Annotated in this window: 21 protein-coding genes and 1 pseudogene; 9 read left to right on the top strand and 13 right to left on the bottom strand. The window is 63.6% G+C overall.

Annotated features, from left to right (window positions below; genetic code table 11):
* Positions 1-180: 180 nt before the first annotated feature.
* From GT613_RS14635 to GT613_RS14595, 10 genes and pseudogenes are all read right to left on the bottom strand, one after another.
* A complete protein-coding gene (locus tag GT613_RS14635) occupies positions 181-2721 on the bottom strand; it encodes a VirB4-like conjugal transfer ATPase, CD1110 family (protein ID WP_015539640.1) in 2541 nt (846 codons plus the stop codon).
* A 13-nt stretch (positions 2722-2734) separates the two neighbouring features.
* Entirely contained in the window at positions 2735-3175 is a 441-nt protein-coding gene (locus tag GT613_RS14630; protein WP_015539641.1) for a PrgI family protein, read from the bottom strand.
* A gap of 7 nt (positions 3176-3182) precedes the next feature.
* Positions 3183-3530: a hypothetical protein gene (locus tag GT613_RS14625; protein WP_015539642.1), complete on the bottom strand. Its 348-nt coding sequence runs from the start codon at positions 3528-3530 to the stop codon at positions 3183-3185.
* 108 nt (positions 3531-3638) lie between these two features.
* Complete coding sequence (locus tag GT613_RS14620; protein WP_015539643.1) at positions 3639-5528, bottom strand: VirD4-like conjugal transfer protein, CD1115 family; 1890 nt, start codon at positions 5526-5528, stop codon at positions 3639-3641.
* Positions 5528-7429, bottom strand: coding sequence for a hypothetical protein (locus GT613_RS14615; protein ID WP_015539644.1), 1902 nt, complete (start codon positions 7427-7429; stop codon positions 5528-5530). The genes GT613_RS14620 and GT613_RS14615 overlap by 1 nt, the downstream gene beginning before the upstream one ends.
* A gap of 3 nt (positions 7430-7432) precedes the next feature.
* On the bottom strand, positions 7433-7711 hold the full coding sequence (locus tag GT613_RS14610; RefSeq protein ID WP_009307248.1) for a protein kinase: 279 nt from the start codon (positions 7709-7711) through the stop codon (positions 7433-7435).
* Positions 7708-11745, bottom strand: coding sequence for a SpaA isopeptide-forming pilin-related protein (locus tag GT613_RS14605; protein WP_370516134.1), 4038 nt, complete (start codon positions 11743-11745; stop codon positions 7708-7710). The genes GT613_RS14610 and GT613_RS14605 overlap by 4 nt, the downstream gene beginning before the upstream one ends.
* Positions 11746-12132: 387 nt before the next feature.
* Positions 12133-12336: pseudogene (locus GT613_RS15595) on the bottom strand (prealbumin-like fold domain-containing protein); the annotation flags it as partial.
* Positions 12337-13128: 792 nt separating this feature from the next.
* Complete coding sequence (locus GT613_RS14600; protein ID WP_015539646.1) at positions 13129-14292, bottom strand: hypothetical protein; 1164 nt, start codon at positions 14290-14292, stop codon at positions 13129-13131.
* A gap of 148 nt (positions 14293-14440) precedes the next feature.
* Entirely contained in the window at positions 14441-15589 is a 1149-nt protein-coding gene (locus tag GT613_RS14595) for a hypothetical protein (RefSeq protein ID WP_015539647.1), read from the bottom strand.
* A gap of 495 nt (positions 15590-16084) precedes the next feature.
* Between GT613_RS14595 and GT613_RS14590 the strand changes: the two genes are divergently transcribed.
* The 8 genes from GT613_RS14590 to GT613_RS14555 all read left to right on the top strand — a co-directional run bounded on the left by GT613_RS14590 (position 16085) and on the right by GT613_RS14555 (position 23996).
* Complete coding sequence (locus tag GT613_RS14590) at positions 16085-16918, top strand: ParA family protein (protein ID WP_015539648.1); 834 nt, start codon at positions 16085-16087, stop codon at positions 16916-16918.
* Positions 16918-17343 carry a hypothetical protein gene (locus GT613_RS14585; protein ID WP_015539649.1) on the top strand — a complete coding sequence of 142 codons (426 nt, stop codon included), beginning with the start codon at positions 16918-16920 and terminating at the stop codon, positions 17341-17343. The genes GT613_RS14590 and GT613_RS14585 overlap by 1 nt, the downstream gene beginning before the upstream one ends.
* Positions 17344-17347: 4 nt before the next feature.
* Positions 17348-18925 (top strand): hypothetical protein, encoded by a 1578-nt coding sequence (locus tag GT613_RS14580; protein ID WP_021409104.1) that lies wholly within the window; start codon positions 17348-17350, stop codon positions 18923-18925.
* A 192-nt stretch (positions 18926-19117) separates the two neighbouring features.
* Positions 19118-19549 (top strand): single-stranded DNA-binding protein, encoded by a 432-nt coding sequence (locus tag GT613_RS14575; protein ID WP_015539651.1) that lies wholly within the window; start codon positions 19118-19120, stop codon positions 19547-19549.
* 247 nt (positions 19550-19796) lie between these two features.
* Positions 19797-20057 (top strand): hypothetical protein, encoded by a 261-nt coding sequence (locus GT613_RS14570; protein WP_015539652.1) that lies wholly within the window; start codon positions 19797-19799, stop codon positions 20055-20057.
* 5 nt (positions 20058-20062) lie between these two features.
* A complete protein-coding gene (locus GT613_RS14565; RefSeq protein WP_015539653.1) occupies positions 20063-20347 on the top strand; it encodes a CopG family transcriptional regulator in 285 nt (94 codons plus the stop codon).
* 1226 nt (positions 20348-21573) lie between these two features.
* Positions 21574-21939 carry a hypothetical protein gene (locus tag GT613_RS14560; protein ID WP_021409100.1) on the top strand — a complete coding sequence of 122 codons (366 nt, stop codon included), beginning with the start codon at positions 21574-21576 and terminating at the stop codon, positions 21937-21939.
* Between the two features lie 2 nt (positions 21940-21941).
* Positions 21942-23996, top strand: a complete 2055-nt coding sequence (locus tag GT613_RS14555; RefSeq protein ID WP_035586674.1) for a relaxase/mobilization nuclease domain-containing protein — start codon at positions 21942-21944, stop codon at positions 23994-23996.
* A 5-nt stretch (positions 23997-24001) separates the two neighbouring features.
* On the opposite strand, the gene GT613_RS14550 is transcribed toward GT613_RS14555, so the two are convergent.
* Genes GT613_RS14550 through GT613_RS14540 form a run of 3 tightly spaced genes read right to left on the bottom strand, consistent with a single transcriptional unit; the run spans position 24002 to position 25150 of the window.
* Positions 24002-24478, bottom strand: a complete 477-nt coding sequence (locus GT613_RS14550) for a hypothetical protein (RefSeq protein WP_154270461.1) — start codon at positions 24476-24478, stop codon at positions 24002-24004.
* Positions 24439-24963 (bottom strand): hypothetical protein, encoded by a 525-nt coding sequence (locus GT613_RS14545; protein ID WP_021409101.1) that lies wholly within the window; start codon positions 24961-24963, stop codon positions 24439-24441. Before GT613_RS14545 ends, GT613_RS14550 begins: the two co-directional genes overlap by 40 nt.
* Complete coding sequence (locus GT613_RS14540; protein ID WP_009307274.1) at positions 24947-25150, bottom strand: type II toxin-antitoxin system Phd/YefM family antitoxin; 204 nt, start codon at positions 25148-25150, stop codon at positions 24947-24949. The genes GT613_RS14545 and GT613_RS14540 overlap by 17 nt, the downstream gene beginning before the upstream one ends.
* 125 nt (positions 25151-25275) lie before the next feature.
* Between GT613_RS14540 and GT613_RS14535 the strand changes: the two genes are divergently transcribed.
* Positions 25276-25590, top strand: a complete 315-nt coding sequence (locus tag GT613_RS14535; protein ID WP_015539654.1) for a hypothetical protein — start codon at positions 25276-25278, stop codon at positions 25588-25590.
* The last annotated feature ends 107 nt before the right edge of the window (positions 25591-25697 follow it).

Genomic DNA, 25697 nt, shown 5'->3' with positions numbered 1-25697 from the left:
GGCCGGCGCGGCCGGGCCGGCCGCGAAGCTGATGCCCGATGTCTCGAGCGCCGCCGCATCGGCGCTGCGCGCGTTGCTCTGCGGCGCGTCGCCCGCAAACGTCGCGGAGTCCTCCGGCCTGGCGTCGTCCTGCCAGGCGGCGATGACGTCCTCGCTATGTCCGATGTTGACGTACATGGCCTACATCGCTCGCCCTTTGGTTTCCTTGGGTTTGGAAGTGAACACCTTGTACGTCTCGGTGCCCTTGGGCCAAGAGTCTTTGAACGGCATGACCGACCCCATGACCGACAAGACGCCGTGGCCCTCGGGCGGGTTGACCGTGTAGCGCATCTGCCGCTCGGACATGTGAAGCCGCTCGGCGAGCTCCCTCGCGTCGTCGTGGGCCATGTTGTACATGGTGACGACGCCGGAGTTGTCCAGGGCGCGGGACGCCTTGGCGTTCTCGAGCACTGCCAAGACGTTCTGGGTGGCGCCCGTCTGGTACAGGTCGTACTTGCGGCCTTCCATCCACGCCTTCAAGAAATATTGCGCGGCGATCGGCCAGTCCATGAAGGTCTGGAACTCGTCGAACAGCACCCACGTTTCATAGCCCTTCACCTTGTTCATTACGGCTTGCCTCCAGAACATGTCCGTGAAGGCGAACAATGCGGGGGCCTTGATGATGTCGCCGGCGTTGCGGAACCCGACGCCGAACAGCCTGCAATCATCGTCGTCGAAGGGAGATCCGTCGCGCTGGCTGAACTGACCGCCGACTGCCGTAGTGGTCGTGAAGAGGCTGAGCGCCTGGGCGGCGTCGCGCGCGACGGGGACTTTCATGTCGCCCAGCTCATCGGCGAGCTGCGCGAGCACGGGGACGTCCTCGGCCCGGTGCGTGTCGAGGTAGCGGCCGTAGACCTTCGGTATGCAATCCTGGATGCAAGAATAGAGCAGCGTCGCCTCCTTCGCAGCCCGTGTGTCCTTGCCGTCCATGACCGCGCCCTTGTAGAGCATGCACTCCACCTGGCCCATGAGGTACTCCGCCTTGTCCGCGATGGCCTGCTCTACGTCCTCCACCTGGTCGATGTTGATGGACATGACATTGAAGTAGTCCTTCGAGCCGGCGCCGACCTCGAACCATTTACCGCCGAGGAGCTGAACGAACGGCTTGTATGCGAGCCCGGGGGACGCGATGTAGACCTTCGCACGGGGGCGTCGAAGCAGGATCTGCAGGTTCTCCCGGCACAGGCCGAACGACTTGCCCGAGCCCGTGATCCCGAACACCATCTGGTGCGGCGCGCCGAGCGCCGTCCGGTCGAGCATGATGAAGTCCTCCGACTCCGCGTCGACCCCCCAGTAGATACCGCCCGGATCCTGGTAGCGGCGCGACGTGAACGGGATGAGCGCGCCGACGTTGGCGGTCGTCATCGTGGACGGGGCGTTGATGAAGTTCTTGCCTATGGGAAGGGTCGCGTTCATGGCGTCCTTCTGCCGCTCGCGCCCCGACAGCGGCGTCGCGCTCACGCCCCACCTCCCGCAGGCCCGCTGCAGCTTGGGTATCTGCTCGAGCTTGAGGTCGTCGGGCGTCTCGGCGCGCACATGCGCGCTCATGGTCGTGTAGAAGAGCTTGTGGCCTCCGAACTGCACCTCTTTCTTGAGCTCCTCCGCGTCCTGGGCGCGGTCGACGTGCTTGGAGGTCATGTAGACGCCCGCCGGCATGTTCTCGCGACGCGCCTCCTTGGCACGGTCGTGCGTGTCGCCCTCGACGGCGGCGATGTAGGCGTCGGTCGCCTTGCGCGAGCTCTCGGCCGACGTGGGCTGCATGTGGATGGTGAACATCATGTCCATGGGCGTCGAGGTGATGACGCTCACCATCCTGTCGTCTATCATGCCGGGCGACTTGCGCAGCAGCAGCGTCGAGGCGTAGAAATCGTTGCAGCGGTAGATCCCGCTGTCCTTGACGACCGAGGTGGTGCCGTTCGGGCGCGGCTTGAGGATGCGCGGCTCGAACGCGAGGGACATCGGGGCCACGGCGTCCTTGGTGGTGAGCCCCGTGGCCTTGCCGGTCTTGGTGTCGACGAGCGTTGCCCAGTCGAACACGAGGACGTCGGAGGGCCAGAACACGCCGGCCACTATCTCGAGCCATTCCGCGCCGCTCAGCACCGTCAGGCCGGATCCCATCGACTCGAAGTCGGGGCGTATGTCCTTGACCAGGCCGTCGAGGATGCTCTGGGCCTCGGCCTCGTTGTCGGCCTTGGTGCAGATCGTGAGCAGCAGGCGCGTCTCTATGTCCGTCTTGCCCTTCGACGCGCGGTCGGTGAGCACCTCGTTGACCTCGTCGCGCAGGCGGTCGAGCCCGTCCGGCTGGTGGGATATGAGCACCTCGTCGAGGATCGACCGGCGGCCGACGACGCGCACGATGACCGACCACTGCAGGTGCGTCGTCGGCTCGAACAGGTTGTAGACCCGCAGGAGCCGGACGTACAGCGCCTCCTTCTCGCTCTCGCCGAGGTTGCGGTAGTCCATGTTGTCCACGTCGCATGTTATCGAGTAGAGCCCTTTCTCGACCTTCACGACGCCGCTCTCGAAGCACTTCTCGTAGCGGATCGCATCCTGGGTGATCTTCGACAGGGGCTTGCCCTTCGCCTTGCGCCGCTCGTACTCGCGGCGCTCTCGCTCCCGGTTGCGCGCCTCGGCGAGCGCCATCTCGGCCTGCTTCACCGTCAGGCCCGCGACGTCCGGCATGGCAGCATCCGCCCTATCGTGCGCTTCGCGCTTTGCCGCGGACGTACTCTCGCTCTTTCTTCTCATGCTTGGCAGACTCCTTCCTCTCCCTGGGCGACTTCGCCGGCGGATCTTCCATCACCTCGTACTCGTCCTCGTCGTCGCAGCCGTACACGTATACGTCCTCCCCGCTCAACGCGGATGCGAGCCGCTCCCTCATGTACTCCTCCGGCGACTCGTAGCCGGGCGGGGCCTTGGTGTTGGCCACGTAAAAGAAGGGGAACGCCACCGCGATGGCGGGCATCACGCGGAAGAGCTCGGGCACGCTCAAAGGGGCGAACCAGAGCGCGCCGCCGACAACTGCGGCGAGGACGATGCCGATGCCGCCGTACTTGAGCTCGCGAGACGTGAAAGGCCCGAATGCCTTCCGCTCGTAGTCGAGCGGGTCGAGGTGGTAGGGGACGGTGAAGGACATTGCGGCCTCAGCTCATGGAGAGCATGAGGACGGCGCCGCCGCCTATGGCCGCCATGATGCCGCCGCCAACCATCCCGGCCAAGCCCGCCTTGGCCTTCGGCCCCTCCTCGTCCTTGTAGTTGAAGTAGTTGTAACCCCCTACCACCAAGATCGCGAAGCCCATGACCGTCATGCCGGGCCCCACGTATTGGGTGATCATGTAGTTGAAGCTTGGCCCGTTGACGTCCACGGCGTAAGCGGGCCTCGCGCTCGCGAGGCACACGGCGCCGGCCCCGAAGAGCGACAGCGCCGCCGCCTTCGCCTTCCCAAGCGCAGATGCCCTGTTCTTGGCCGTTTTCGATGTTTGGTCTTTCATGTCCCGTTCCTTTCGAATATCATTTCCTTGGTCAAAGCCGCCTCGTTGCGGCCGTGATCGCTTCTCGGCCCCGGACCGTGGGAGACGGACCGGGGCCTTTCCATGTCGTCAAGCGGCAAGGGATGCCCGCACCCTCGCGTTGTGCTCCCTCATCTCCTGCAAAGGGAAGGGCCCTGTGACGGCCTCGCCCCTTCGGTCGGGCGCGAAGGGCGAGTCCTTGTACTCGTCCGTGTCCTGCGTGCGGTACTTGCCCACCATGAGGGGCGCGGCGCCCGAGAAGTGGACGATGCACTGCTCCCGCGGTATCTTGTCGACCTCGGCCTCGTCGAGCAGCGGGCGGCCGAGCGACTGGTACGACGACTGAGCGGAATCGTTGCTGCCCATGATCCGGGCGCTCACCGTCTCGCTCACCGTGTGCTCGTAGACCGTCTGGGTACCCAGGGACTCCGAGATGTACGCGCGGCTCTCCTTCGAGCGGCCGCCGCCCATGTAGACGATCGTGTCGCAGGCGTCGAGGATCGCGCCCAAGATGTTCTCGCCCCATTTCTCCTTCGCGAGATCCATGCTCTGGAGGCCCATCACTATCGGCATGTTCCTGGAGCGGGCGGTCATGAGGATCCTCTCCTTGTAGGGTATGTTGCCCATGTTCAACATCTCGTCGATGAACGACACGACCGGGACCGGGAACCTCTCCCCCGGCAGGTTGTCGGCGATGTTGTAGAGGGTGCGGAACGTCTGCTGGTAGAACATGGCCAAGACGAAGTCGAGCTGGCCGCCAGCATCGTCGGCCACGACAAACAAGTTGGTGCCCTCGAAGGGTATGCGGTCGATCTCCATCTCGTCGCGCCACATGAGCTCGCGGATGACGGGGAGGTTGAAGGGCATGAGCCTGACCGCGCACGACACCAGGATGGAGTTCATCGTCCGGCCCTTGCCGGCCAGCTTCAGGCCTTTGTAGGTGCGGCAGGCGTAGCTGTCCGGCTTCAGATGCTCGATCAGCGCGAAGAAACGGTCGATGGTCGTGGGCGTGTTCGGATCCTCGTCGTCGCTCGAAGCCTCGGCGGTGAGCAGGATGTCCGCCATCGTCGGTATGTTCACCTCGACGTCGAGCCCCGGAGCTATCTCCTTCAGCTCGCGCAAGCCTCCGATGATGGACACGAACACCGATTTCTCGGATTTCTCCCAGAAGTCCCCGTCGACGCCCTCATCGGGCTTGCGTCCTGTGGTGTTGCCCATGATGGTGTCGACGGCGATGAGCACCTCCAAATCGTTGCGCGTGTACTTGAGCGGGTTGTAGCCGTGGCTGTTGGACGGATCCTTGGTGTTGAGAACCTTCACCACGCGGTCGTGCCTCATGAGGTACGGCAGCATCCGCTTCACGGTCGTGCCCTTCGTGTCGCTCGTGATGCTCGACGGGTCGGTGGGCCGCCAGAACCGCAGGAGCGCGGGGACGAACAGATAGAACGTCTTGCCCGTGCCTGGCGGGCCGAAGCACATCACGTTGCGGTTGATCTCCACGAAGCCCTTCCGGCGCGTCCCTATCGCATCGGGGTCGAGGCAGAGCTCGACGCCCTGGGCGAGCGGTATGTTGTTCAGCGGGTTATCCGTGTCGGCGTGCCTGTCCTTCTCGTCCTCCTCGCCCCAGCGCGCGGTGCCGTGCTCCATGCCCGCCATGGTCGGCTTGTCGGCCTTCTTGCCGCCGAGCAGGTACACGAGAACGACGGCCGCCGGCCCCGCGAGCCCGACGGCCACGGCGGCCGGGTCGAGGCTCAGCGCCCAAGGGCTCCGCGCGAAGTCGAGCAGGGCTACCGGGATGCTCGTGAGCGCCGCCGCGGGCCCGCGCGACGAGGCGACGGGGATGACGTAGCCCGCCACATGGTTGACCGCAACGAACGCGACCAAGGAGATGCCGGCCATGAGGGCGATGAACCCCTGGCTCGCCTCCCGCTTGCGCGCCGTCGTTGCGACGGGCACCCCGTTTTTCCCGTTCTTGGCCATCAGCGCGCCGCGCCCTTAGATTGCACGGCCGCCTTCGCCCCGCGTTCCACGCCTTGCTGGCGCTTGGCCTCGAGCTGCGCCTTGATCATCTTCACGTCTTTGGAGCATGCCTGCAGGACGTCGCCGATCTTCGCGCCGTCCAGCTTTTCGGCGGAGCCGAACCGCTCGATGCTCGGCAGATCGAGCCCGTCAGGGTTCGTCATCTCCTCCAAGGAGCTTCCGATGTGCGCCTCGCCCGCATCGTCGGCCACTTCCGCCGACTTGGTGGCGGCGACCACCGTCTCTACCGTTTCCGACGGGCCGACGTCGCGCGGCTCGACGACGTAGTCCGCCTGCTCCACGGTTCGCTCCTGGCGTGCTGGGGCGTCGAGCTCGGGAGCGGCTTCGCCGCGCTCCTGTGCGGGCGCTTCGGGACGCGATCCCACGGCGACCTCGTAGCCCCTCTCGGCGAGCTCCCCCGCCGCCAGGGACTCCGCGTACTCCATGGCCTCTGCGAGGTCATCGAATCCGCGCTCGCCGAAATTGGGCCCGTCGGCGTTCCCCCATACCTCCCATCCCTCGAGGGACGGGTCGGATTCCACGACGGCCTTGGCGTACACCGACACGCCGACGACGGCTTCGGCGTCCCATGCGTTCGCGTACGCCTCCAGGCTGTACCTGCCATCGCCGACGTCGATCCACTCCGCCCTGATCGCCTGCAGGGCGTCGTCCCTCACCATCCCCGTCTCGGCGACTTCGCAGAACTCGTCCCAATCCTCGAAGCGCGCAGTGGTGAAGTCCTTGAGGTTCTCCTTCGACGATTTGATATAGCGGTCTGCGATGGCCTTGACGCCGGCGGCGTGCTCGGACGCGAAGGTGAGCGAAGCGGTTTCCGCCGCCTCGTCGAAGGACAGGGAGAAGGGGATGCCGTCCTCCTCCATTGGGCCTCCCATGATGTTCGCGGCCCGGTCCCACTCGACCGTGGTCATGGTCAGCGTGTAGTCGCCCGCCTTGCGCCCGTCGAGGTCGCGCGCGGCAGCTCCCTGGCGCGGGATCTCGACGTTCGAGCCGAGCTCGGCGGCCCTCTGCTCCACGAGCAGCTCGCCCGCCTGCACGGCCTCGCGCTCGGTGCCGTAGACGCCGTCGCCGAAGCGCTCCCCCGCCGCCTCGCCGTAAACGTGCCATCCCCCGTTCTCCGGGTACACGTGGGCGGCGGCCAGCACCTCGTCCTGGCCGGCGTTCCTCGCCTCGAGCGTCGAGCGGGCTCCCTCCCGTTTCCATACGCCCTCGGCGGGAGACGGGAGGTAGCCCGCGACGGCGCGCGCGACGTCCTGGGCGCTCTGGGGATGCCCGTACGCCTGGTCGAGCTCGCACAGGGCGCGCTCCACCATGCTCGCGTCCTTCGCGTTGAACTTGACGACGTAGCCGAGGTTCTCCGGGCGGCGGGCCACCTCGAAGTAGACCCCCATGGCTGCGAGGTCGGCGCGCATCTTGTTCACGGCGGCCACCTCCACGGTGGACGCCACCTCGAAGCACTCGTTGAGCGAGCAGCCGCGCCAGTCCCGCAGCGTCTCGTAGTAGACGTTGTCAACGGATTCCGGGTGCATGGCGTCGTACTTCGCGGCGTAGCCCTTGGTGAGCGCCTTGAGCGTCTCGAAGTGCTTGGCGTCGCACGAGTAGACGAGGCCGCCGTCGGCCTGCGCCACGTACTCGGCCCCTATGCCCGCCGCGGCGAGGTCGGCGGCGAAGCTCGCCGCGTCCTCCGGGGCTATGCGGCCGCTGATCTTCGAGGGGTCGCGCCGGCCGTCGTCCCTCCCCTTCTCGCGGCGCTCGAGGGCCCACTTGATGAGCTGGTACATCAGCTCGGCCATCTCGTTCGCACCGTTGAAGATGAACCGTACGACCTCTTCCTCCGATGCCATTCGCTACCTCCTAGCCTTGGGGGATTCGGCGACGAACTCGCATCCTGCCTCGGTCACCGTGTACCCGTTCTCCAACTGCGCGCCGTTCTCCGCATAGCGGCCGTTCACCTCGACCAGGCCGAGCTCTTTGAGGTAGCCGAGGACGACGGACACCGTTGTCGGGTTCATCTGCAGGTCCCTCACGAGCTTCTTCCGGCCGACGACGATCCTCCGCACGTCGTCGGAGTTGTCCAGCATGTAGCGGAGCATGTCCTCTGCATGCTCGGCCAGGGCCCTCCTCATGCCCCCTCCCCTTCTTCGCGCCTCGTGGCCCAGATGCCCAGCAGGACGGCGGCCACCGCGGCGAGGAGCATGGCCACGCCCTCCAGGGCCGGGACGCGGTCGCCCGTCGCGGTGAGCGCGCCACCGTTGCCTGCCGTGCCCGTCGAGAACCCGTGATAGGAGGATGCGAAGCCGAAGGTGTCGATGACCCGCGTGATCACGTTGTCATGCGCGTCGTCGTACAGCCCCTGCCCGTCTCTCCAGTTGCGGGTGATATGGCTCGTCACGCTGTTGGGGATGACCACCTCGCCGTTGCTGTTGTCCAGGGGCTCCGTTGCGTACACCAGGTAGCTCATGTCCTGCAGCGTGCGGAACCCTACCTCGACCGACCCGTATTCGAGCATGATTCCCGTGACGTATTCGCCGGCGGCGAGGCCGAGCCCGTCGACGTCGAGGCGCGTGCGGGCGCCGGCGGCGACGCCCTCCCTCCAAAGGCGCCACCCGACCGTGCCGATGCGGTCGGTTCCGTCGGCCATCTGGTTCGGGGGGTTGCCGGCGGTCGCGCTGGCGGTCGAGTACACGGCCGACGTATCGGTCATGTTCGTCCGGTACCATACGTTGACCAACCCGTCGGTGTCGCCATAGGCTGCAGGCGTCACCAGCGTGTCGAGCCTGATTCCCAGGTTGACGAACTCGCAAGGATCGACGACCGCGTACTGGTCTGCCCTCACGTTGGTGGAACCCGCGTCGAACGCGACGTCGTAGCGGTAGCGCTCCTTGCCCACGTTGTCGACGCGAACGGGTGCGCGCTCATCCGACTGGAACGCCGCGCTCGTGCGGTCGATGGTCGCCTTGCTCACGTTGCATTCGAGCGATATGGCCATGTTGCCGTACGTCTGCGTCTGCCGGACGTCGCTGTCCTTGTCGGCCTTGAAAAGGTAGCGTCCCCAGGTGGATCCCGCCGACTCCCACCACTCGGCGTAATCGGGGTTCGGCACCGCCTCGACCATCATGTACCAGCCGAACTCCAGGCCCTCGAAGATGACGGCGCCCATGTCGTCGGTCGTCCCCTCGGCGACCATCTCCCACAGGCTCCCGTCCACCTCGCCGTCGGGATCATCCGCGAACACGCCATGGAAGCCCTGACGGCCGCCGAACGTCGGGTCGGGCTCCCCCTCCCCGATCCAGCGGTACAGCCCGAATCCGGTCTTGCCAACCGGCTCGCCTGTGTCCTGGTCGACTTTGTGGGCCTCGATGATGCGCTTGTGGTAGTTCGTGTTCAAGAACACGTAGGCCGGCTCGCCTGCGATCAGGCCCTCCTCGTCGACGGAGAATTCGTAAACCTCCGGGTCGAGGATGTAGTCATCGCCTGTCTTGGTTTCCTGGCAGTAGTAGGCGAGCCCGTCGCCGTGGGGGATGCGCTCGAGGACGAAGCTGCCGTCCTCGCCGGTCGTGGCCGTGGCATCGTACGCTATCTCGCCCGCCGCGTCCTCGGCCCACACGTGCCACTCCGAGCCTGCATAGTCGACAAGCTCGCCGTCGATCAGCTCGGCCTTCTTGAGCAATATGAACGTGGTGGGCGCGTCGGCCGTCTCGAGCACGGTACGCGTCACCTTTACCTCTTGGCCAGCGTATGAGAGCTCGACCATGTGCGTCTCGTGGTCGATGGCCCAGCCGTCGGGCGTGGCCGTCTCACGCACGTTGTAATCGCCCAGGTACAGCTCATCCGTCTCGGCCTTGCCGTCATCGCCCGTGGTGACGGTGGCCACCACGTCGCCGGAGCTCGCATGCACCGTGCCGTCGGGGGTCACGATGTCCGCGGCTGCCGTCACCTCGTAGACCGCGCCTGGCACGGCGCGCCCGTCGGCCTCGTCGGTTTTGACGATTTCGATGACGCCCTTCTGGGGCGCGTCCTCCACGACGGCCCCGGCCCGCGTCACCGCGACCTCCTGGCCGGCGTATGAGAGCGTTACATCGACGGGCTCGCCGTTGAGCACGTACCCGTCGGGCGCGAGCGTTTCTTCGACCTCGTAGCGGCCCAGGTACAGCTCCGGCGTCTCGGCCTTGCCGTCATCCCCGGTCACGACCTCGGCCACCACGTCGCCCTCATGGGCGCGCACGGTGCCGTCGGGCGTCACCACGTCGGCGGCGGCGGTCACGCGGAATTCGATGCCGGGCACCGCGACGGGCAGCCCCGACTCGGCGTCGACTTTGTGGGCCTCGATGATGCCCTTCTGGGGCACGTCGCCGAGCTCGGACTCGGCGTAGGCGGCTTCGACCTCCTGGCCGGCGTATGAGAGCGTTACATCGACGGGCTCGCCGTTGAGCACGTAGCCCTCCGGCGCGAGCGTCTCGACGATGCGGTAGCTGCCCAAGTACAGATCTTCGGCCGTTGCGGTGCCGTCGGCGGCCGTGACAATGTGCGCGGCGATCTCGCCGGCGGGCACGTGCACCACGCCGTCGCCGGTCTTGATGTCAGACGCGGCGACGAGGTCAAACTCGATGCCGGCAGCGGGTACGGGCTCGCCCGTCTCGGCGTCCACCTTCATCGCCTTTACAGAGCCCTTCTGGGGCATGTTGGCGTACTCGACCACAAGCGGATCATCCCAGTCCGTCGTGGTTGACACCGTGAAGGGCACGTCGGCATGGCCGAGCAGGTAGCCCTCGGGGGCGGACACCTCGCGAAGGTAGTAGGATCCGGCGTTGAGCTTCTGAGGCAGGTACACGCGGCCCGTATCGCCGACCGTGAGAGTGTCGTAGCTGATCGCCTCGGGATACGTCTCGTGCCACACAATGGGGGTCTTAGACGCATCGAGCACCTGCAGCTGCGTTCCCGCAACCAGCACGGGCAAGCCCGACTCGGCGTCCACCTTGACGAGCTCGACGCCCGCAGTGACGTACGTGTTGTTGGCGAAGAAGTGGTACACCTTCTTGTCCTCGCGGGCAGAGAACGTGAACGGCTCTATGGGATCGTAATTCGGCTTCGGCCCCGTCTCGATCACCAGGTAGTCATCGTAGGGCAACGCGCCGTGCTGATCGTCCGGTCGCGGGTTGTAGGACGTGTCCGCTATGCCGTTCTCATCGGTTACGATAGTGGCATAGGGCGCGGCTCCGTCGCGCACCGTGTAGGTTCCGTCGCCGTTATCCACGAAGTCCTTGGAGGCGTAGATGCTGAACTCGACCCCCGGCAAGGGTATCGCGTCGGCCTTGTCGCCCTCGGTGACGTCATCGCCTATCTTCGTGCCTACCTTGATGATGAAGCACTCCGCGGCCTTCACCTGGTCGTCGATGGCCTGCTCGGTGGTCGCCTCCACAACCTTGCCGTCCTCGCGGATCTCGAAGCGCCATACTTCGTCGGAGAGCAGGTAGCCCTCCGGCGGGACGGTTTCGCGCAGCTCGTAGGTGCCGTAGGGCAGAAGGTCGCTCGCGGTCTGCGCCACGCCGTCGGCGCCGGAGGTGATGGTGGCCACGTCCTTGCCTGGCTCGTATACGATCCCGTCCACCAGCACAGGATTAGCGGAAACGCTCTTGATGGCGAAAACGGCCCCTTCGACGCTGGCGGATCCCTGCGGTACGGACGTTTGGCTCTGATGGTCGAGCTTCGCCGTCTTGACGCCGCCGCGGATCACCTGGTTGTCTATCGACTGCTCGGTGGTAGCCTCGACGACCACGCCGTCCTCGCGGATCTCGAAGCGCCATACTTCGTCGGAGAGCAGGTAGCCCTCCGGCGGGACGGTTTCGCGCAGCTCGTAGGTGCCGTAGGGCAGAAGGTCGCTCGCGGTCTGCGCCACGCCGTCGGCGCCGGAGGTGATGGTGGCCACGTCCTTGCCCGGCTCGTATGTGACGCCTCCGACCACGACGGGGTTCTCTGATGCATTTTTGATGGCGAAGGTCGCGCCTTGCATTGTTCCATCGCCCTGCGCGGTCGCGCTTTGGTAGTAGCCATCGAGCTTCGTCGTCTTTACGCCGCCGCGGATAGAATCGTCCAGGAATTGATGCTCATTCCAGACCTCAGCCGGATTCCCCTCAATACCCGACATTGTAATGCGCTGCACGAATACGTCGTTCGGACGCGCCGCAGAGGACAGCACGTATCCCTCCGGCGCTTTAGTTTCCTGGACGGTCACAGTGCCTAAAGGAAACGTCGGTGTGCCAGCAGCGCCAATATAAAACGGGTCGCCGGATACCACATACGATGAGTCAAAATAGCAGAAACCGTCAGAATCCGTACGCATAACCCACGTGCGCATAGGGCTTATCCCTTGTGCAGCTGGATCGGAAGAATAGTAACCCGCATAGTATTTTACGGTGAATTCCGCTCCTCCGAGCGTTCCACCCCCTTGAGCGGTGCCTCCGGTCAACGGGTCTGCCTTATGAAGCAACGCACCTACCGGATCGTCGTACGGCACATCAGACGCTCTAATAACAGCATTGCCTGATACATCGAAGTAATGTCGGCTAGTATCTTTAAAGAAACCCGTTGGTGGTTGCGACTCAACGCAATAGTAGTTGCCATAAGGCAGGCCGGAGGCCGATGCGTAACCAGATGCATTAGTCGTCAATGTCAGTACATAACCGTCATCGTTTGAGCGGTAAACATCGTATTTTGCACCAGAGAGACTGTAAACCGGGTTGCCGTTCGTCATATCAGGCTTAGTTGAGCTCTTGTAGAGCTCAACAGATCCTTTCGGCGTCCAGTAGAAGTTCCCTACCCGCTGGCACGGATAAGGCGCTAAAGATCCTGGATTCTTATTTGCCCCGGTTGTGTCAAGCGTCACATTGTAAGCACGAGCTCCAGAATCCCAAACCCCTGTGAAATTATAAGTGCCATCGGCTGGCGCCGCTTGTCCATAGTCCATGCAGTGGCCAATCAAATACTGGCCGTCGGGCATGGTTATACCGAACCGGTTGTAATGGTCGTTCGTCGGCCCAGGGTTGAGACACACCATGCTTGCGGTGCCACTTATGGTCGATAGGTCACGCGCGATCGACCCCATGACCGGTGGAGCCTGACTGGCCAACAAAAGCGGATCTACAGGCTGCTCGGCTTCCTCTTCAACGTCAGAGGCCTCATTTTTTATAGATTCCGAATCTTCATCCGGCTCTTTCGACACGGGGTTTTCTTCCTTTGGGTTATCAGGCTGCGTTTCCTGATCAGGGGTAACTTCCTGCTCTAGCCCATCCCCCTTATCTGCCATCTCCGTACTTGTGTTAGATTCCGAGATTACCGGCTGTGCCTCGCTATTTGCATGCCCGAAGGCTTCAACATCTTCAGAGACGGGAGCAGGATCGGCTAAGGCCAATCCCTGTGGTATCGCCAGCGTCACCGCTAGCATGATAGCCATCGCTGCGGACGGCAGGCGACGCAGTATGCCTCCTCCTTCTTTCAGCAAGTTGTCTATCATTGCCCTCTCCCATCTCGTTCGCCTTCGATTCTTCTATTTCCACTCCCCACAGGAGCAGTAGTAGCGGCCAGTGTTCACAGTCTCCGTCCCTACAGGAGACGGATAGGCGTTGCCAACGCCTTCCCCTGCTAGGGCATGGTTTTTCAGATGACCCGCTTCGTTTCCTTGAATATCAGCGCCGCAAATCCCACAGAAATTGTGGTAAATAGTCTTCTCTGTCGTTTCGGGAATCCAGTTATGGACATGCGCCGGAGGATCCGGCTCGGGAGCAGGAGCCGGCGCAGGGTCGGGCCCAGGAGCGGGAGCAGGAGCGGGAGCAGGTTCCGAGGAACCTCCCCCGGACGTCGATCCACCTCCGGTCCCCCCGCTTTGCACAGCATTACCCGATGTGGCAGGGGCGCTCTGCACGGCCGCCTGGGCGGCGTCTGACTTGCCTGCCGCTTCGAGGGCTGTTGCCGACGCCTCGACCTCTTCGGCACTCATGTCGGCCAGCGCTTTCGGCGCGAGAGTGATGTTGACGATTATCTTCTTTTCATCGGCTGAAACCGTCTCGAACATGACCATAGCGTCTTCGCGCTCGTTATCCCACTCAAGGCCAAGCGACCTTACGGTGTTGCTCGCGCTCGCAGCAGCATCAGAGGGGGCTTTAAGCTCGAAAGGCTCCCCTGCGGTGTAGGTTGATCCGTCTTCAAGCACGGGGGCTTTGGACACGGACACCTTGTAAGTGGCGTCCTTCACGAACTCATCGGCCTCTACAAGGACGATATTCTCGCCGCACTCGACCTCGCGCTCGATAGGTTCCATCTCTCCGTGCGGGGCCGCAGCTTCGACGCGCACTGTCGCCTTAGTCGCGGTATCAGTCCACCCTTCGGCTTCGATTTTGACCGCGAGGGAATACTTCTGGTCATTCTTAGGCGCAACCGTCTCTTGCTCCGGCTGGGATTTTTCGGGCTGGGGTGCCTCCGAGGGCGTTGCAGCGCCCACGATGCCCGCAATGCACAGCGCGATCACGGCAACGCCGAGGACGGCCGCTGCGACGATGCGGCGCTTGCGCTTGGGCGAACCCCCGCCGTCCACCGTTTCCCCTTGCGCAGGCTCGGACTCGATATCCTTCTCGCCCTCAATCGGCTCGGTCAGCCCTTCGATCTTCTCTTCCGTTTGATATTCCAGCTTCTCGGTCTTTTCGTTTTCGCTCATGTCCCAACATCCTTTCGCCCGGTCTTATGCCCAGTCTGTTTGCCTAGCGCAGGGTTCGTATCCCTCCGATCGGCGGCCCCGATGCCGGGGGGCGCATGGACAGACCGGGCGGAGAGCCATGCGCACCCCGGCATCGGGGCCTAGTTCGTCATTCTTCTTGCAGCTTCGCCTCCCCACCCCCGTCGTCGAACTGCATGACCTTCACGGGAGCCGACTCCCGCAGAACCATCCCGTCGCGGGTTATCGCGATGGAGGGGAACCTCATCATCCGCTGCGTCGGGCGCAGCTCCTTCGGCCCGCGTTCCAGCCTGTCGGGCACGCGGACGCTCCACGCGCCGTCGCCTGTTTTCACAGCCTTGACCCGCGCGAGCACCACCACGCTGCCGTCGTCAAACGTCTTGGTGATGCGGGCGCGCCGCCTCCAGACCACCGCTACGGCGATGAGCACGGCACCTGTCGCCCCCGCTCCGACGACGTAGGGGATCACATCGAACGGCTGCTCCGGCTCCGGCTCAGGTGCGGGTGCAGGCTCGGGAACCTCGTGGTAGTAGGTAACGTCCAGCGCCATGCGCCTGTCCTTCTCCGTCGCGATCCCCTTGTAATGGCCTATGACGGTGTAGGCGATCGTCTCGAGGTAGTCCTCGGTGCCGCGGTAGTTGGCATGGGCCGTGTACGATACGGGGAGCCCTAGGTCGTCGGTGGCCGTGACCTCGAACTCGACGTCAGAGAGGGCCAGGGTCTTGGTCGTCGTCGTATCGGGGCCATCGCCGCTTGTCACGGTGAAGTCCGCGTACGCGGGTATCGTCGCATCGACGTCGTTGGTGGGCAGCCCGGGATAGTCCACCGGCCGGTCAACCTGACGGGTGCGGAGCTGGTAGACGGGGATCTGCTCGACGCTGTCAAGCGGCAGATCCCCTTCGTAGAGTGGATCGATCGTCGACGCGTCCATCGTGGCCGGCATGCTGGCGATGGCGTAGCTAACATCGAGCACGCCCGCTTCCACGGTCGTGTCATGCTCGAGTTCGGCGGTTTGCCGCTCGTACGATTCATCAACGTAGGGTTCGCCTTGCTTTTCGAGTTTGTAGGCATTGCCGCCGAACTCTATAGACGATGGCACGAGCCCTTCCGGCATGCCGGACGCTTCCATGTAAGTGAACGTTTTGACGATCCTGTCCCCGTCGCCCGCGGCAAGGGCCGCGGCCGGCGGCGACGCCAGCGATGCCGCGAGCAGGATCGAGGCCAGCGCGGCAGCCGTTTTCAGCAGTTGGTTGGAGACGGGTTTTTCCTGGGTCGCCATCGTTCACCCTTTCTATGCGCTTTTCACTAATCCATGATACCCCCCCCCCAGGGCTGTTTTTCAAGGCCTAACCTGCGAAATATTATTTGCAGCATCATTTACATGTTTAGCATTTCGGTATAGAAGTCTCATATTTAATTATGAGATTTAAGTATTCGTATATTCTAGTATTCAAGTATTTGTATTTTCTCATTTTCAATTTTTCAAGTACTCGTGTTCTACATTATTCAAGTATTCGTGATCTTCACTAACGTTGCCAGTGGGATGTTTCCTCAATTACACGAGTATTCAAGAACTCTATACCTCGCTTTAACAAGTTTTCTATTACTTGAATTTTCTAGTTCTTACAATTTCATATTTTATTGTTTTTTAGTTCTTGTGTTTTCAAGTTTTCATATTTTCATGTTCTTGACTACTCTTTTTCTTGATGTATACTTTACTCGTGTTCTCTAGTATTCAAGTTTTTGAGTTCTCTATCAATCAAGGAGGCAGGGAATGGCAAAGGCCAAGGCGCCGACGTCCCAGAAGAACCCCGCATGGGTCGTCACGGTGGGAGCCATGAAGGGCGGGGCTGGAAAGACCATGGTCGTCGACAACATCGCCGGCTGCCTCGCAGAGCGCTATAAGGTGCTTGTCGTGGACGCCGATCCCCAGGCTAACGCCTCCAAGGGGTTGGGGATCGACATTGCCGACCCGGACATGACCACCCTTGCCGACGTCCTCACGAACCAGGGCACGCCGCCGGAGGACGCGGTGATCCGCGCCCCGTTGCGCGACCTGCCGAACCTGGACGTGATGCCGTCCTCGATCCTGCTGTTCAAAACGGAATTCGAACTCGCGGCAAAAGGCGAGCGGATCAGGCTGCTCGGCTACTACCTGCAGGACAACAGCGAGTTCTTCGGCCGGTACGACTACATCATCATCGACACCAACCCTGGGCTCGGCCTCGTTAACCAAAACGCCTTCTTCGCCGCGGACTCGATAGTGCTCGTGACCGACGTGTCGGACAACGGGCTCACCGGCGTCGAGATGTTCCAATACTTGTGGGGCGAGGAATTGTGCACCGAGCTCCGCATCCCCGACGTCACCAAGGGACTTGTGGTCTGCAACTACGACAAGCGCATCAAGCTGGCACCCGAGATGCTCGACTACATCCGCTCGCGCGAAGACATGGGCGGTCTGCTCGTTGATACCGTCATCCCGTACCGCGTAGCCTACAAGGACACCGAAGTCGAGTCGAAGCCAATCAACCTGGAACATCCCAAATCCAACGAACATACGATACTGGAAGCGGTCGTGAAGGATCTTAGAAAGAAAGGAGCCATCTGATGGCAACCTCGAACCGATTCGCCGCAGCAAGGGAAGCCGCTGCGAAGGAGGCATCCCAGCCGGCACCGCCAGAACCCGAGGTCGTCACGCCGAGCCGGGCGGAAGCCCCCTCTCCCTCGAAGCCGCGCAAGGGTGGGGAAGAGGGGCAGAAGCCGTCAACGGGCAAGCGCCGGGCACCGGCCGCGCGCGCAACGCCGAAGAAGGCCGACGCCGGCGAGGTAAGCCAAGCCTCCTCGAGGGAGAGCGGCGAGCAATCGTATACGACGTACGGCTTCATGATCACCGAGGATCAGAACAAGGCCCTCAACCGGCTCAAGGGCATAGACGGGCTGAACCGCTCGCTGGTCATACGCGAGGCGCTCGATGCGTGGATAGCCGCCCATAAGGACGAGTACCCCGAGTCCCTCGGCCAGTACGGGAAGTGACGTCGTGAAGACATCCAGATACCGCGGCCACGTGCTCGCCACGATCACCGACCGCGACCTCTACTACGGCGGCATCGGCGAGAGCTACCAAGTAGGCCAGGTGCTCATATTCGCCGCCGGCACCAAGCCGAAACCGGGTAGCGAGATGGCATGCGCCGACAACATGGCCGCCGCCACGGAGTACCTCGACGGCGGGGGATCCCCCGCCGCGATACCGGAACCCGCTCGGCTGCAGGAGGATCCTGCACCTGCGCCGCAAGCGCCCTCCGACGGCCGCCTGGAGGCTATCGTCGCCGAAGCGAGGATGGCTGCAGAGGCGCTCGAGAGGGACGCTGCGGCGCAAAGACGGCATACCGACGCCCTTGAGGCGGAGCTCGCCGCGGCGGCCGCCGCGAGGGACGAGGCGGAAGCCGGCCGGCGGGAGGCGGACCGGCAGATCGAGCAGGCGGAGAAGCGAGCCGCAGAATCCGAGGCCGCCCTCAGAGCCGCTACGGAGGCGCTGGAGCGGGCGGGGGAGGATCGCGCCCGCCTCGAAGGCATCGTGGCAGTGGAAACCGCGGCCAGGGCCGAGGCGGAGGCGCAGCTGGAGGAGGCGGCGTCGGCGCGAGACGAGGCGCTCGCCCGGCTGGGCTCGCTCGAGCGCGACGCCGCCTCCTTCGCCGTCGCCAAGGGAGCCGCCGAGACGGAGGCGGAGGAGGCCAGGGCCGCCCTCGAGCGGAGCGAGGCGAGACGCGCAAAGGCGGAGCAAGACCTCGTGTCGGCAAGCTCCGAAAGCGAGCAAGCAGCCCGAGCGCTCTCCATGCTCCAGGACAAGGTGTCCGCGCTTACCGACGAGCTCTACACCGCGCGCAGCAAGACGGAGGCAGCGGAGAGGAGGGTACGGCAACTCGACAACGGGATGTCCGAGCTGATCTCCAACATCTCCGACGAGCGGGATCTGTACGCCAACGTCCTGAAGGAACGGGAACGGCTCGCCGGCCTCCTGGACGACGCGGAATCGGAGCTCTCGCGCCGCTCTTCGCTCGCGGACAGGCTGTCGGAGGAGCTGCAGGCCGCCGAAAAGCGCGCGGCGCAAGCGGAGAACGCCGCCAAGGAGGCCGCCCTCGACTCGGAGTCCCTGGCGAAGGATCTTGAGCATGCCCGGGCGCGTTCGAGCGAGCTCGAGACAGCGCTCGCCGCCGCGAAGGCGAAGGCCGGTACGGCCGAGGACGCGGAAGAAAGGCTCCGCGCGGCTTTGGCGGAACTCGCCGACGTCAAGGCGAAGAGGCTCGAGGACGCCGCCGCGTGGCAGGCGGATCTGCAGCGCATCGACGCGCAGCTGAAGGCGTCGCGGGGGAACGTCGTGCAGACGGGATCGGGGGAGGTGGTTGTCCGGCACGTCTACCCCGACGCGCCCAAGCCGACGATGGCAGCCAGGGCCCAATCCGTAGCGTACACGGTAGGGCGGGGTGCCGTGGCGCTGGTCGTCGTGGCCGCCCTCAGCCTGCTGGCCAGCGCGATCCTCACCGCGGCGTCGAACGGGGCCTCGTTCGGGGAGGGGCTGCGCACGGTGCTCGGCACGGTGCTCGACGTCATCCCATAGCCGTCACGGCGGTTCAGCGGGGGCTACGCCCCCTGCGCCCCTGTTTCCAACAAGAAAGAGTGACGGTTAGAAGGACACTAACCGTCACTCTTTCTTGTTGCGTTATTATTCACGAATGGAAGGGGGTACTTCGGCATCTATGAGAACAGACCGGGCATCTCGTAAGACAGCCAAATCTGAAAGAAGAAGACCATGAGCATTAACCGAGTTATCATCAGCGGCAACCTTACGCGCGATCCCGAGCTTCGCTCCACCGCGAGCGGGCTTCCCGTGCTCGGCTTCGGCGTAGCGGTCAACGACCGTCGCAAGAACCAGCAGACGGGCGAGTGGGAGGATTATCCGAACTTCATCGACTGCACGATGTTCGGCGCGCGCGCCGAAAGTCTTTCGCGTTACCTCAGCAAGGGCACCAAAGTGTCCATCGAGGGCAAGCTCCGTTGGAGCCAGTGGGAGCGCGAGGGCCAGAAGCGCAGCAAGATCGAGGTGATCGTCGACGAGCTCGAGTTCATGTCCAGCCGTAATAAGACCGACGGCTACGACGCCAACGCGGAATTCGCAGCCATCCCGTCGTCCCTTTCGCCTGATTCTACAGCATCCGTCTACGACGAAGACATCCCGTTTTAATCATGGACGCTACAAATTGATCCCTAACATCCTGTTGCATGTTCAGAGCACTCGCCCAAGTGATGATGAAGACAATCGTCCGGCGTGGTGCTGGTGGATGCCCCTCCCTAAATACCACGTCGATGAACGGCTGCTGATAAATGAACTACTGGGCCGAGACACTAGCGGCGCATCCTTGGAGCAAGGGCGGCGGGTGGAAAAAGAGTAAATAGTATGATATTATTCATACCATGCAGAAAGGACGGCAATGAGCCACATCGACATACACCCGAGAATCGAGCAGCGTCATCCGGAGATAAAACCCCAAGACGTTTACGATGCCGTGCGAGGGATGGTGAGCTACACGCGCCGCGAGAGCGGCGAGTGGGTCGGTGTAGGGTTCGATACGCAAGGAAGATTCATCGAGCTCGTTTATGTCTACGATGAGGATATCGACAGCTTCCTTGTCTACCACGCGATGATCCCGCCGAGCGCCAAGACGCTCCGAGAGCTAAGGATGGAGAGGTGAAATCAATGAACGTAGATGAACTTGCGGCCAAGTATGGTTTGACCAACGAATGGATCGAAGAGAGCGCCGCCGCTTATGAGCGCGGAGACTACCCACACGAGGACGGACAGGTGTACAGCGGTTCCCACCTCGACGCAGTGGGCAAGAAGCGCGTCACCGTTGTCTACCCGTGCGAGAAGGTGCAGAGAGCGAACCGCATAGCGAAGAGCAGGGGCGTAAAGCCCTCCGAGATATACCGCGATGCGTTGGCTGAATACCTCGACAAGTACGAGACGGTCGCATCCCGATAAAACGTTGCGGTGTCTTGTTGGTTCTCATTGCTCCGGCGGGGGCAATGAGAACCTTTCTATATAGCCTTTCGCCCTCGCAAGCTTCCTGGATCGGCAAAGGCGGAATCGGAGGGCCTGCGATGGCCCTCCGTCGTTTAGACGCCCATTTTTGGGGCGGCCATCCTCTCCTTCAATGCGGGGTTTTTCTCTTCCTGGTTTCAGGGTCTTTCAACGTCGACAAGGCTTTCCATAATTCGGCCGATTAGGTTTTTTCCACAACGCCGATGCGCGAAGGAACCGCTAGGGATTAATTCCGTAGCGCCGGGATCGGCGTTGTGGAAAAAATCGCCGCGCTCTTTGCGGCGACCGAATTGTGGGAAGGCGCGCTTTCTTGCTCCAAAAACCAAGAACCCCTAAACGCCAAAGCGAGAAAGAAGGGTATCCGCGCCGGCCGCTCTGAGCGGACGGCGCGGCCAATATGCTAGGGCCCGAAGCCCTTTTGCCCGGCTCTCTAAGAGCCGGGCAAAAGGGCCGCAGCAGCGGGGCTCTTCGAGATCGACCGCCCTCCAAACTAAGCCAACCAACCAATCCGAAACCCTGGAACACGAACAGGCGAGTACGCCTTTCCACAATCGAAAGACCGCTCGATTATGGAAAGCCTTGTCGACGTTGAAAGACCCTGAAACCAGGAAGAGGAAACCCCAACCTGCAATGCCGGCTTCGCCGAGTGTGGACAGCCGCGAGCGCCTGCCCACACTCGGCGCGGCAACGACCGCGCCGCCGTTTCGCCGCCAGGAGGCCGGCTCCCGAAAATCGCGACGTCGGCCTCGCGTCGCGCCAGAAGGCGCTCCGCTCGGCCCGGTGGATGCTCGCCCCGAGCATCCACCGGGTGGCTTCACACACCCTTCCTCCATTACGGGATCCGCGTAGGGTCCCTTCATGGGAAAGCCTGTGCAAAGCCACCCGCGCCCATCGGCCCGAACCCGCGCTTGCGCTAGGCCGCGCAGCACGTTAAACTCTGTAGGGAGGTTAGCAAGAGACGCACGTTGTAACACAAAATAAATTTTGCGTTACAACGTGCACGGGGCTTCCGCCCCGAACCCGGGAACGCGCCGCCCGCGGCGCGTAAGCCGGAGGCAAGCCTCCGGGCCGTACAGGCACGGGTCGGCTGCGCCGACGGGCGGCCGGGCCGCCCCTCGCTAACGCTCGCTCGCTGCGCTCGAAACGCATTGAAGGAAGGAAGCCGGTTGCCGCGATCCAAAGGCTACAAGAAGCAGGAAGCGCTCGACGGCGGCTACCTCAACGTCAGGCTCTCGGCCGACCTGAGCGCGAAGCTCGACCGCGACTGCGCCGACTACGCGCGCAGGGCGGGGAAGCCCGACGCCTCAAGGGTGCGGGGCTCCTACGTCCGGGAGCTCATCTCCGCCGGCCTCCAAGGTGCCGCCGACGCCGATCTGGAATCAGCCTCGAGGGCGATGAAATCGGTGGCGTGGGAGCTCGAGGCGGCGTCTATCGGAGCCTCGCTAGCGCCCACGGCCAAGGCCCTGCAGGGATGGAGCGACCGGCTGATGGAGGCCTCCTTGATGCTCGACCGGGCAGCGGGGGAGCGCTAGCGATGCCGATGCTCAAGACCATAACCGGTCACACGGGCTGCGCCGGCGTCATGGACTACCTGCGCAAGGGGTCGAAGGACGACAGGCGCAAGCGCCGCATGGGCGAGATAAGCGAGGCCGACACGCTCCGCGTGGCGGCGAAGGGCATAGCCGGCTACCTCCACGACGGGCACGGCGCGGAGTTCGACCGCGCCCTCGCCGAGGACTTCGTCGGGATCCCTCCGAGCGCGCAGGGCGACTGGGCTCGGTACATGGACGACCTCAGGCGTGCCGCCGGATGCGACAGGAGGACGGGCGGAAGGGAGGGGAAGGCCGTCACCTACCGCCACTACGTGCTCGCGCCAGACCCCGAGGACGGCATCGATCTGGACACGCTCAGGGCGTACGCGAAGGAGTGGGTGGTGAAGGCGTTCGGCCCCGGAGCGACGGCCGCCATCGTCTACCACGACGACAACCACGAGCGCCTGAAGAAGGGCCTGCAGGGAATACCCCACGCGCACATCTGCATCAACGCGCTCAACACGCAGACGGGCAGGAAATGGCATTTCGCGAAAGACGACCTCGCCCGCCAGGCGAACGTCGCGCAGGAGCTCGCCGAGAAGTACAGCCTGGCGCCGTTGCCGAAAATGAGGACGTCCGACGCCAGGGAAGATCCCTTGAAGACGATGCGCATCTGCAGGACGAAGGAGGAGTGCGCGATGCTCGCCAAGGGGTTCGTGCCTTACAAGGAGTCCATCAGGAAGGCCGTCGCCAAGGCGTGCAGGACGGCCAGCAGCTGGGACCAGTTCAAGGCGGCCCTCGCCGACAAGGGCGTGAGCGTGACCATAACCAGGAGAGGGACGCTGACGTACTGCGACTCCAACGGGCGCAAGGCCAAGGAGCAGAAGCTCGGCCTGAACTTCGGCATCGTCGCGGTAGGGGAGGCCATCAAGCGGAACTCGTCCGAGTCCGTATCCCTCCCCGACGTCGACGCCACGCCGGCGACGTACGACGTCTCCCTCGTGAGGAGGCGGGGGAAGGTCGAGTGCCGTCTCGGCACCGAGAGGCTCGTATGGCACGAGGAGGCGGGATCCCGCTGGCAGCACCTCGACAACATCAAGTCGCTCGAGCGCGCGGCCAAGGTCAAGGAGATCTACGGGATAGTCGACGGCGAATCGTACTCCCGCACCCTCTCGCATCTCAACCTGCAGCTCGAAGAAGCCGCCAGGAACCAGGATCCGGCCGCCGCCCGGATCCGGTGCGAGATAAAGAGCGTCATGTACGCCCAAGCCGTTATAGACCTCGCGTCCGCGCGCAAGCGCATAGGCGACGAAGCGGTGCTGTCGTATTCCGAGTCGCTGCTGAGGCAGGGCCGCCAGCTCGGCGTGGCCAACATAGAGAGCATCGCCGCCATAGCGCGCAGCAACGGCATCGACCGCACGGAAGGATGGCGCGCCGCGGTGCTCGCCGCCGAGCGGATCATGTCGTCGAGGGAGACGGCCCTGCAGGACGCCCTCGTCGAAGGATCGTGGGCGCGCGACGTCGCACGATACGCGGAAGCGGTCGAGGCCATGCGCGGCGTCGTCGGCGGCAAGAGCGAGGCGGCCTGGACGTACGAGGACGCAAGCGCGGTCCAGGCCGGAACGATCGCCGAGAGGGCCCTCGAGGGCATCGCCGAGTCCAGGGGCGAGAGCGTCGCGGACGTCCTTTCCAAGGCCGAGGGGATGGAGCGCTCCATTGGGGCGGCCGAGGCGGCCTACTTCGACGCGGCGAGGAACCTAAGCCGCGTCTCCGGCGCGCGGGACGCGGCATATGCAGTCGCGGGCCTGGAGCCGCCGGCCCGCAAGGCGGCGGGCGGCGAGGCGGTCAGGCCCAAGCCGCAGGGGCAGGAATCCCGCGGCCAGCGCTCGCGCCTCGCAGCCGAGATCCACGCAAGGCACCTCGAAGAGGCGCGCAAGAAGGCCGTCTCGAGGAGCGCGGCGGCGTCGAGGGCCAAGCAGGCCGCCTACCAGTCCGCGAAGAGCCGGAACATCGCGGCGAACGTGGCGGCCAAGGAAGGGAGGGGCGCGTCGCGGTAGGGACGTCAGACCTCGGCGTCCTCGGCCTCGGCGGCCTCGTCCCAATAAAGGTCGACCTCGGCGTCCTCTACCTCGCCGCCCCCTTGCGGGGCCTCCATCGGCAGCACGTCCTTCAGCCTGTCGACGACGACGAGCTCCCCGACCTTCAGGTAGAGCAGGCCGCCGAGGTACCGCTTGTCGAGCAGCTTCTTCCTGACGAGGAACTCGGGCTCGCGCTCGGGTTTCGGGTCGGGGTTCGCGCCGATCCTCTCGACCTCGTCGTCATGGCAGTAGACGTCCGCGTACAGATGGTCGTCGCCGGACATGAAGGATCCGACGTTGACCCTCTCGTCAACCACGGTCGGGTGCCTGTCCGTGCCCCTCGAGTCCGTCCACCCGTCCATGGTCATGAGGGTGGTGTTGTACTCCCTGTACCCCAAAGCCCCCGTCATCACCGCGACGTTCACGATACCGCCGCCTTGTTCGGGTTGCGCTCGGCCCATTCCGCCTCCGCAGCCGCCTTGCTGGGCCAGAACAGCCATATCTGGGACGACGAGTAGGATCCCTTGTAGGACAGGGTAGCGGGCGAGGACGGGATGGATCCGTCCTCGTTAGGCGTCGTGTAGAACGCGAACTCCTCGCCGGCGCTCGCGTTGGGCTGCTCGCCTTCCGGCTCGAAGAACGAGACCTTCATGTTCTCGCCTACCTCCCATTTTCCGAACATCAAAGGCTGCACCAGGGTCTTGTCGTAGTAGCGCGCCGTGCCGTCGCCGTTAAGGGTGAGCACGTACGCCTTGTCGTACTCGACATGGTACCAGGATCCCACGTACCCTCCGCTCACCGTGTCCTCGGGCTCCGCTTCGGGCTGTTGCGAGGATACAACGATGGCGGCCACGAACATCGCCACGAGGGCGACGACCATGATGGCCGCGAAAACCACGCCGCCGTGATCCTTGACCCAGTACCCCAAATCACTCGCTTTGCTCATCCCGACCTGCCTTGTAGCCATGGTCGATGGCGTAGCCGTACATGCGCTCGAACTCCTCCACGTCCGCCACGACAGCCACCGAGTAGCCGTTCTTGGTCAGGTACGCGAACCCCCTCGTTTCGGAGAGCCCTTCGAGTATCCTTGCCGAATTCACGCGGAACTCGGACAGGGGCACAGCCTTCGCCATCGATCCTCCAACATTTCAGGCCCGGTCTTTTCACGATTGTACCAAATTAGCTATCTTCAAGGTATTAATTCGTTTCGAATTGCTGGTATTATCGATCACGACAGCACATAGGAAGAGGAGGGCCCATGATCGGCGAAGCCGGCTACGAAACGTCAGAAGAAAGCAGCGACTTCAAAGATGTCCGAGAAATGCGCGCCGATAAAACCCAGACCTGGCTGTCTGCGGGATTCGGCGACGACAGCCCCCATGAGTTCGTCGGAACGATCATGCCGGCTTCCCGCGCCGCCGAGGGCAAGTGCGCCGCGCTCCACAGGTTCGCCAACGCCGGGGGAACCCTTTACTCTGCCCTCTACGAGGACGGGCAGGAGATACTCTCTTGCGAGCGAAGCGGCGAAGGGAAGATGATATCCGACTACCTCAGCCGGATTCACGTTCTTTAACGCGGAGGGAAGGCCGGCGAAGGCCGCTGCCGTAAATTGAATTCTCGTAGGTAAAAACTTCACCTCCAGTCTTGCATAAATCATGTAAATGCGGATTCCGAACCGTG

This window comes from Eggerthella sp. BIOML-A4 (assembly GCF_009875575.1).
Classification (GTDB): Bacteria; Actinomycetota; Coriobacteriia; order Coriobacteriales; family Eggerthellaceae; genus Eggerthella; species Eggerthella lenta.
This window is presented reverse-complemented; position numbering and strand designations above follow the sequence as displayed.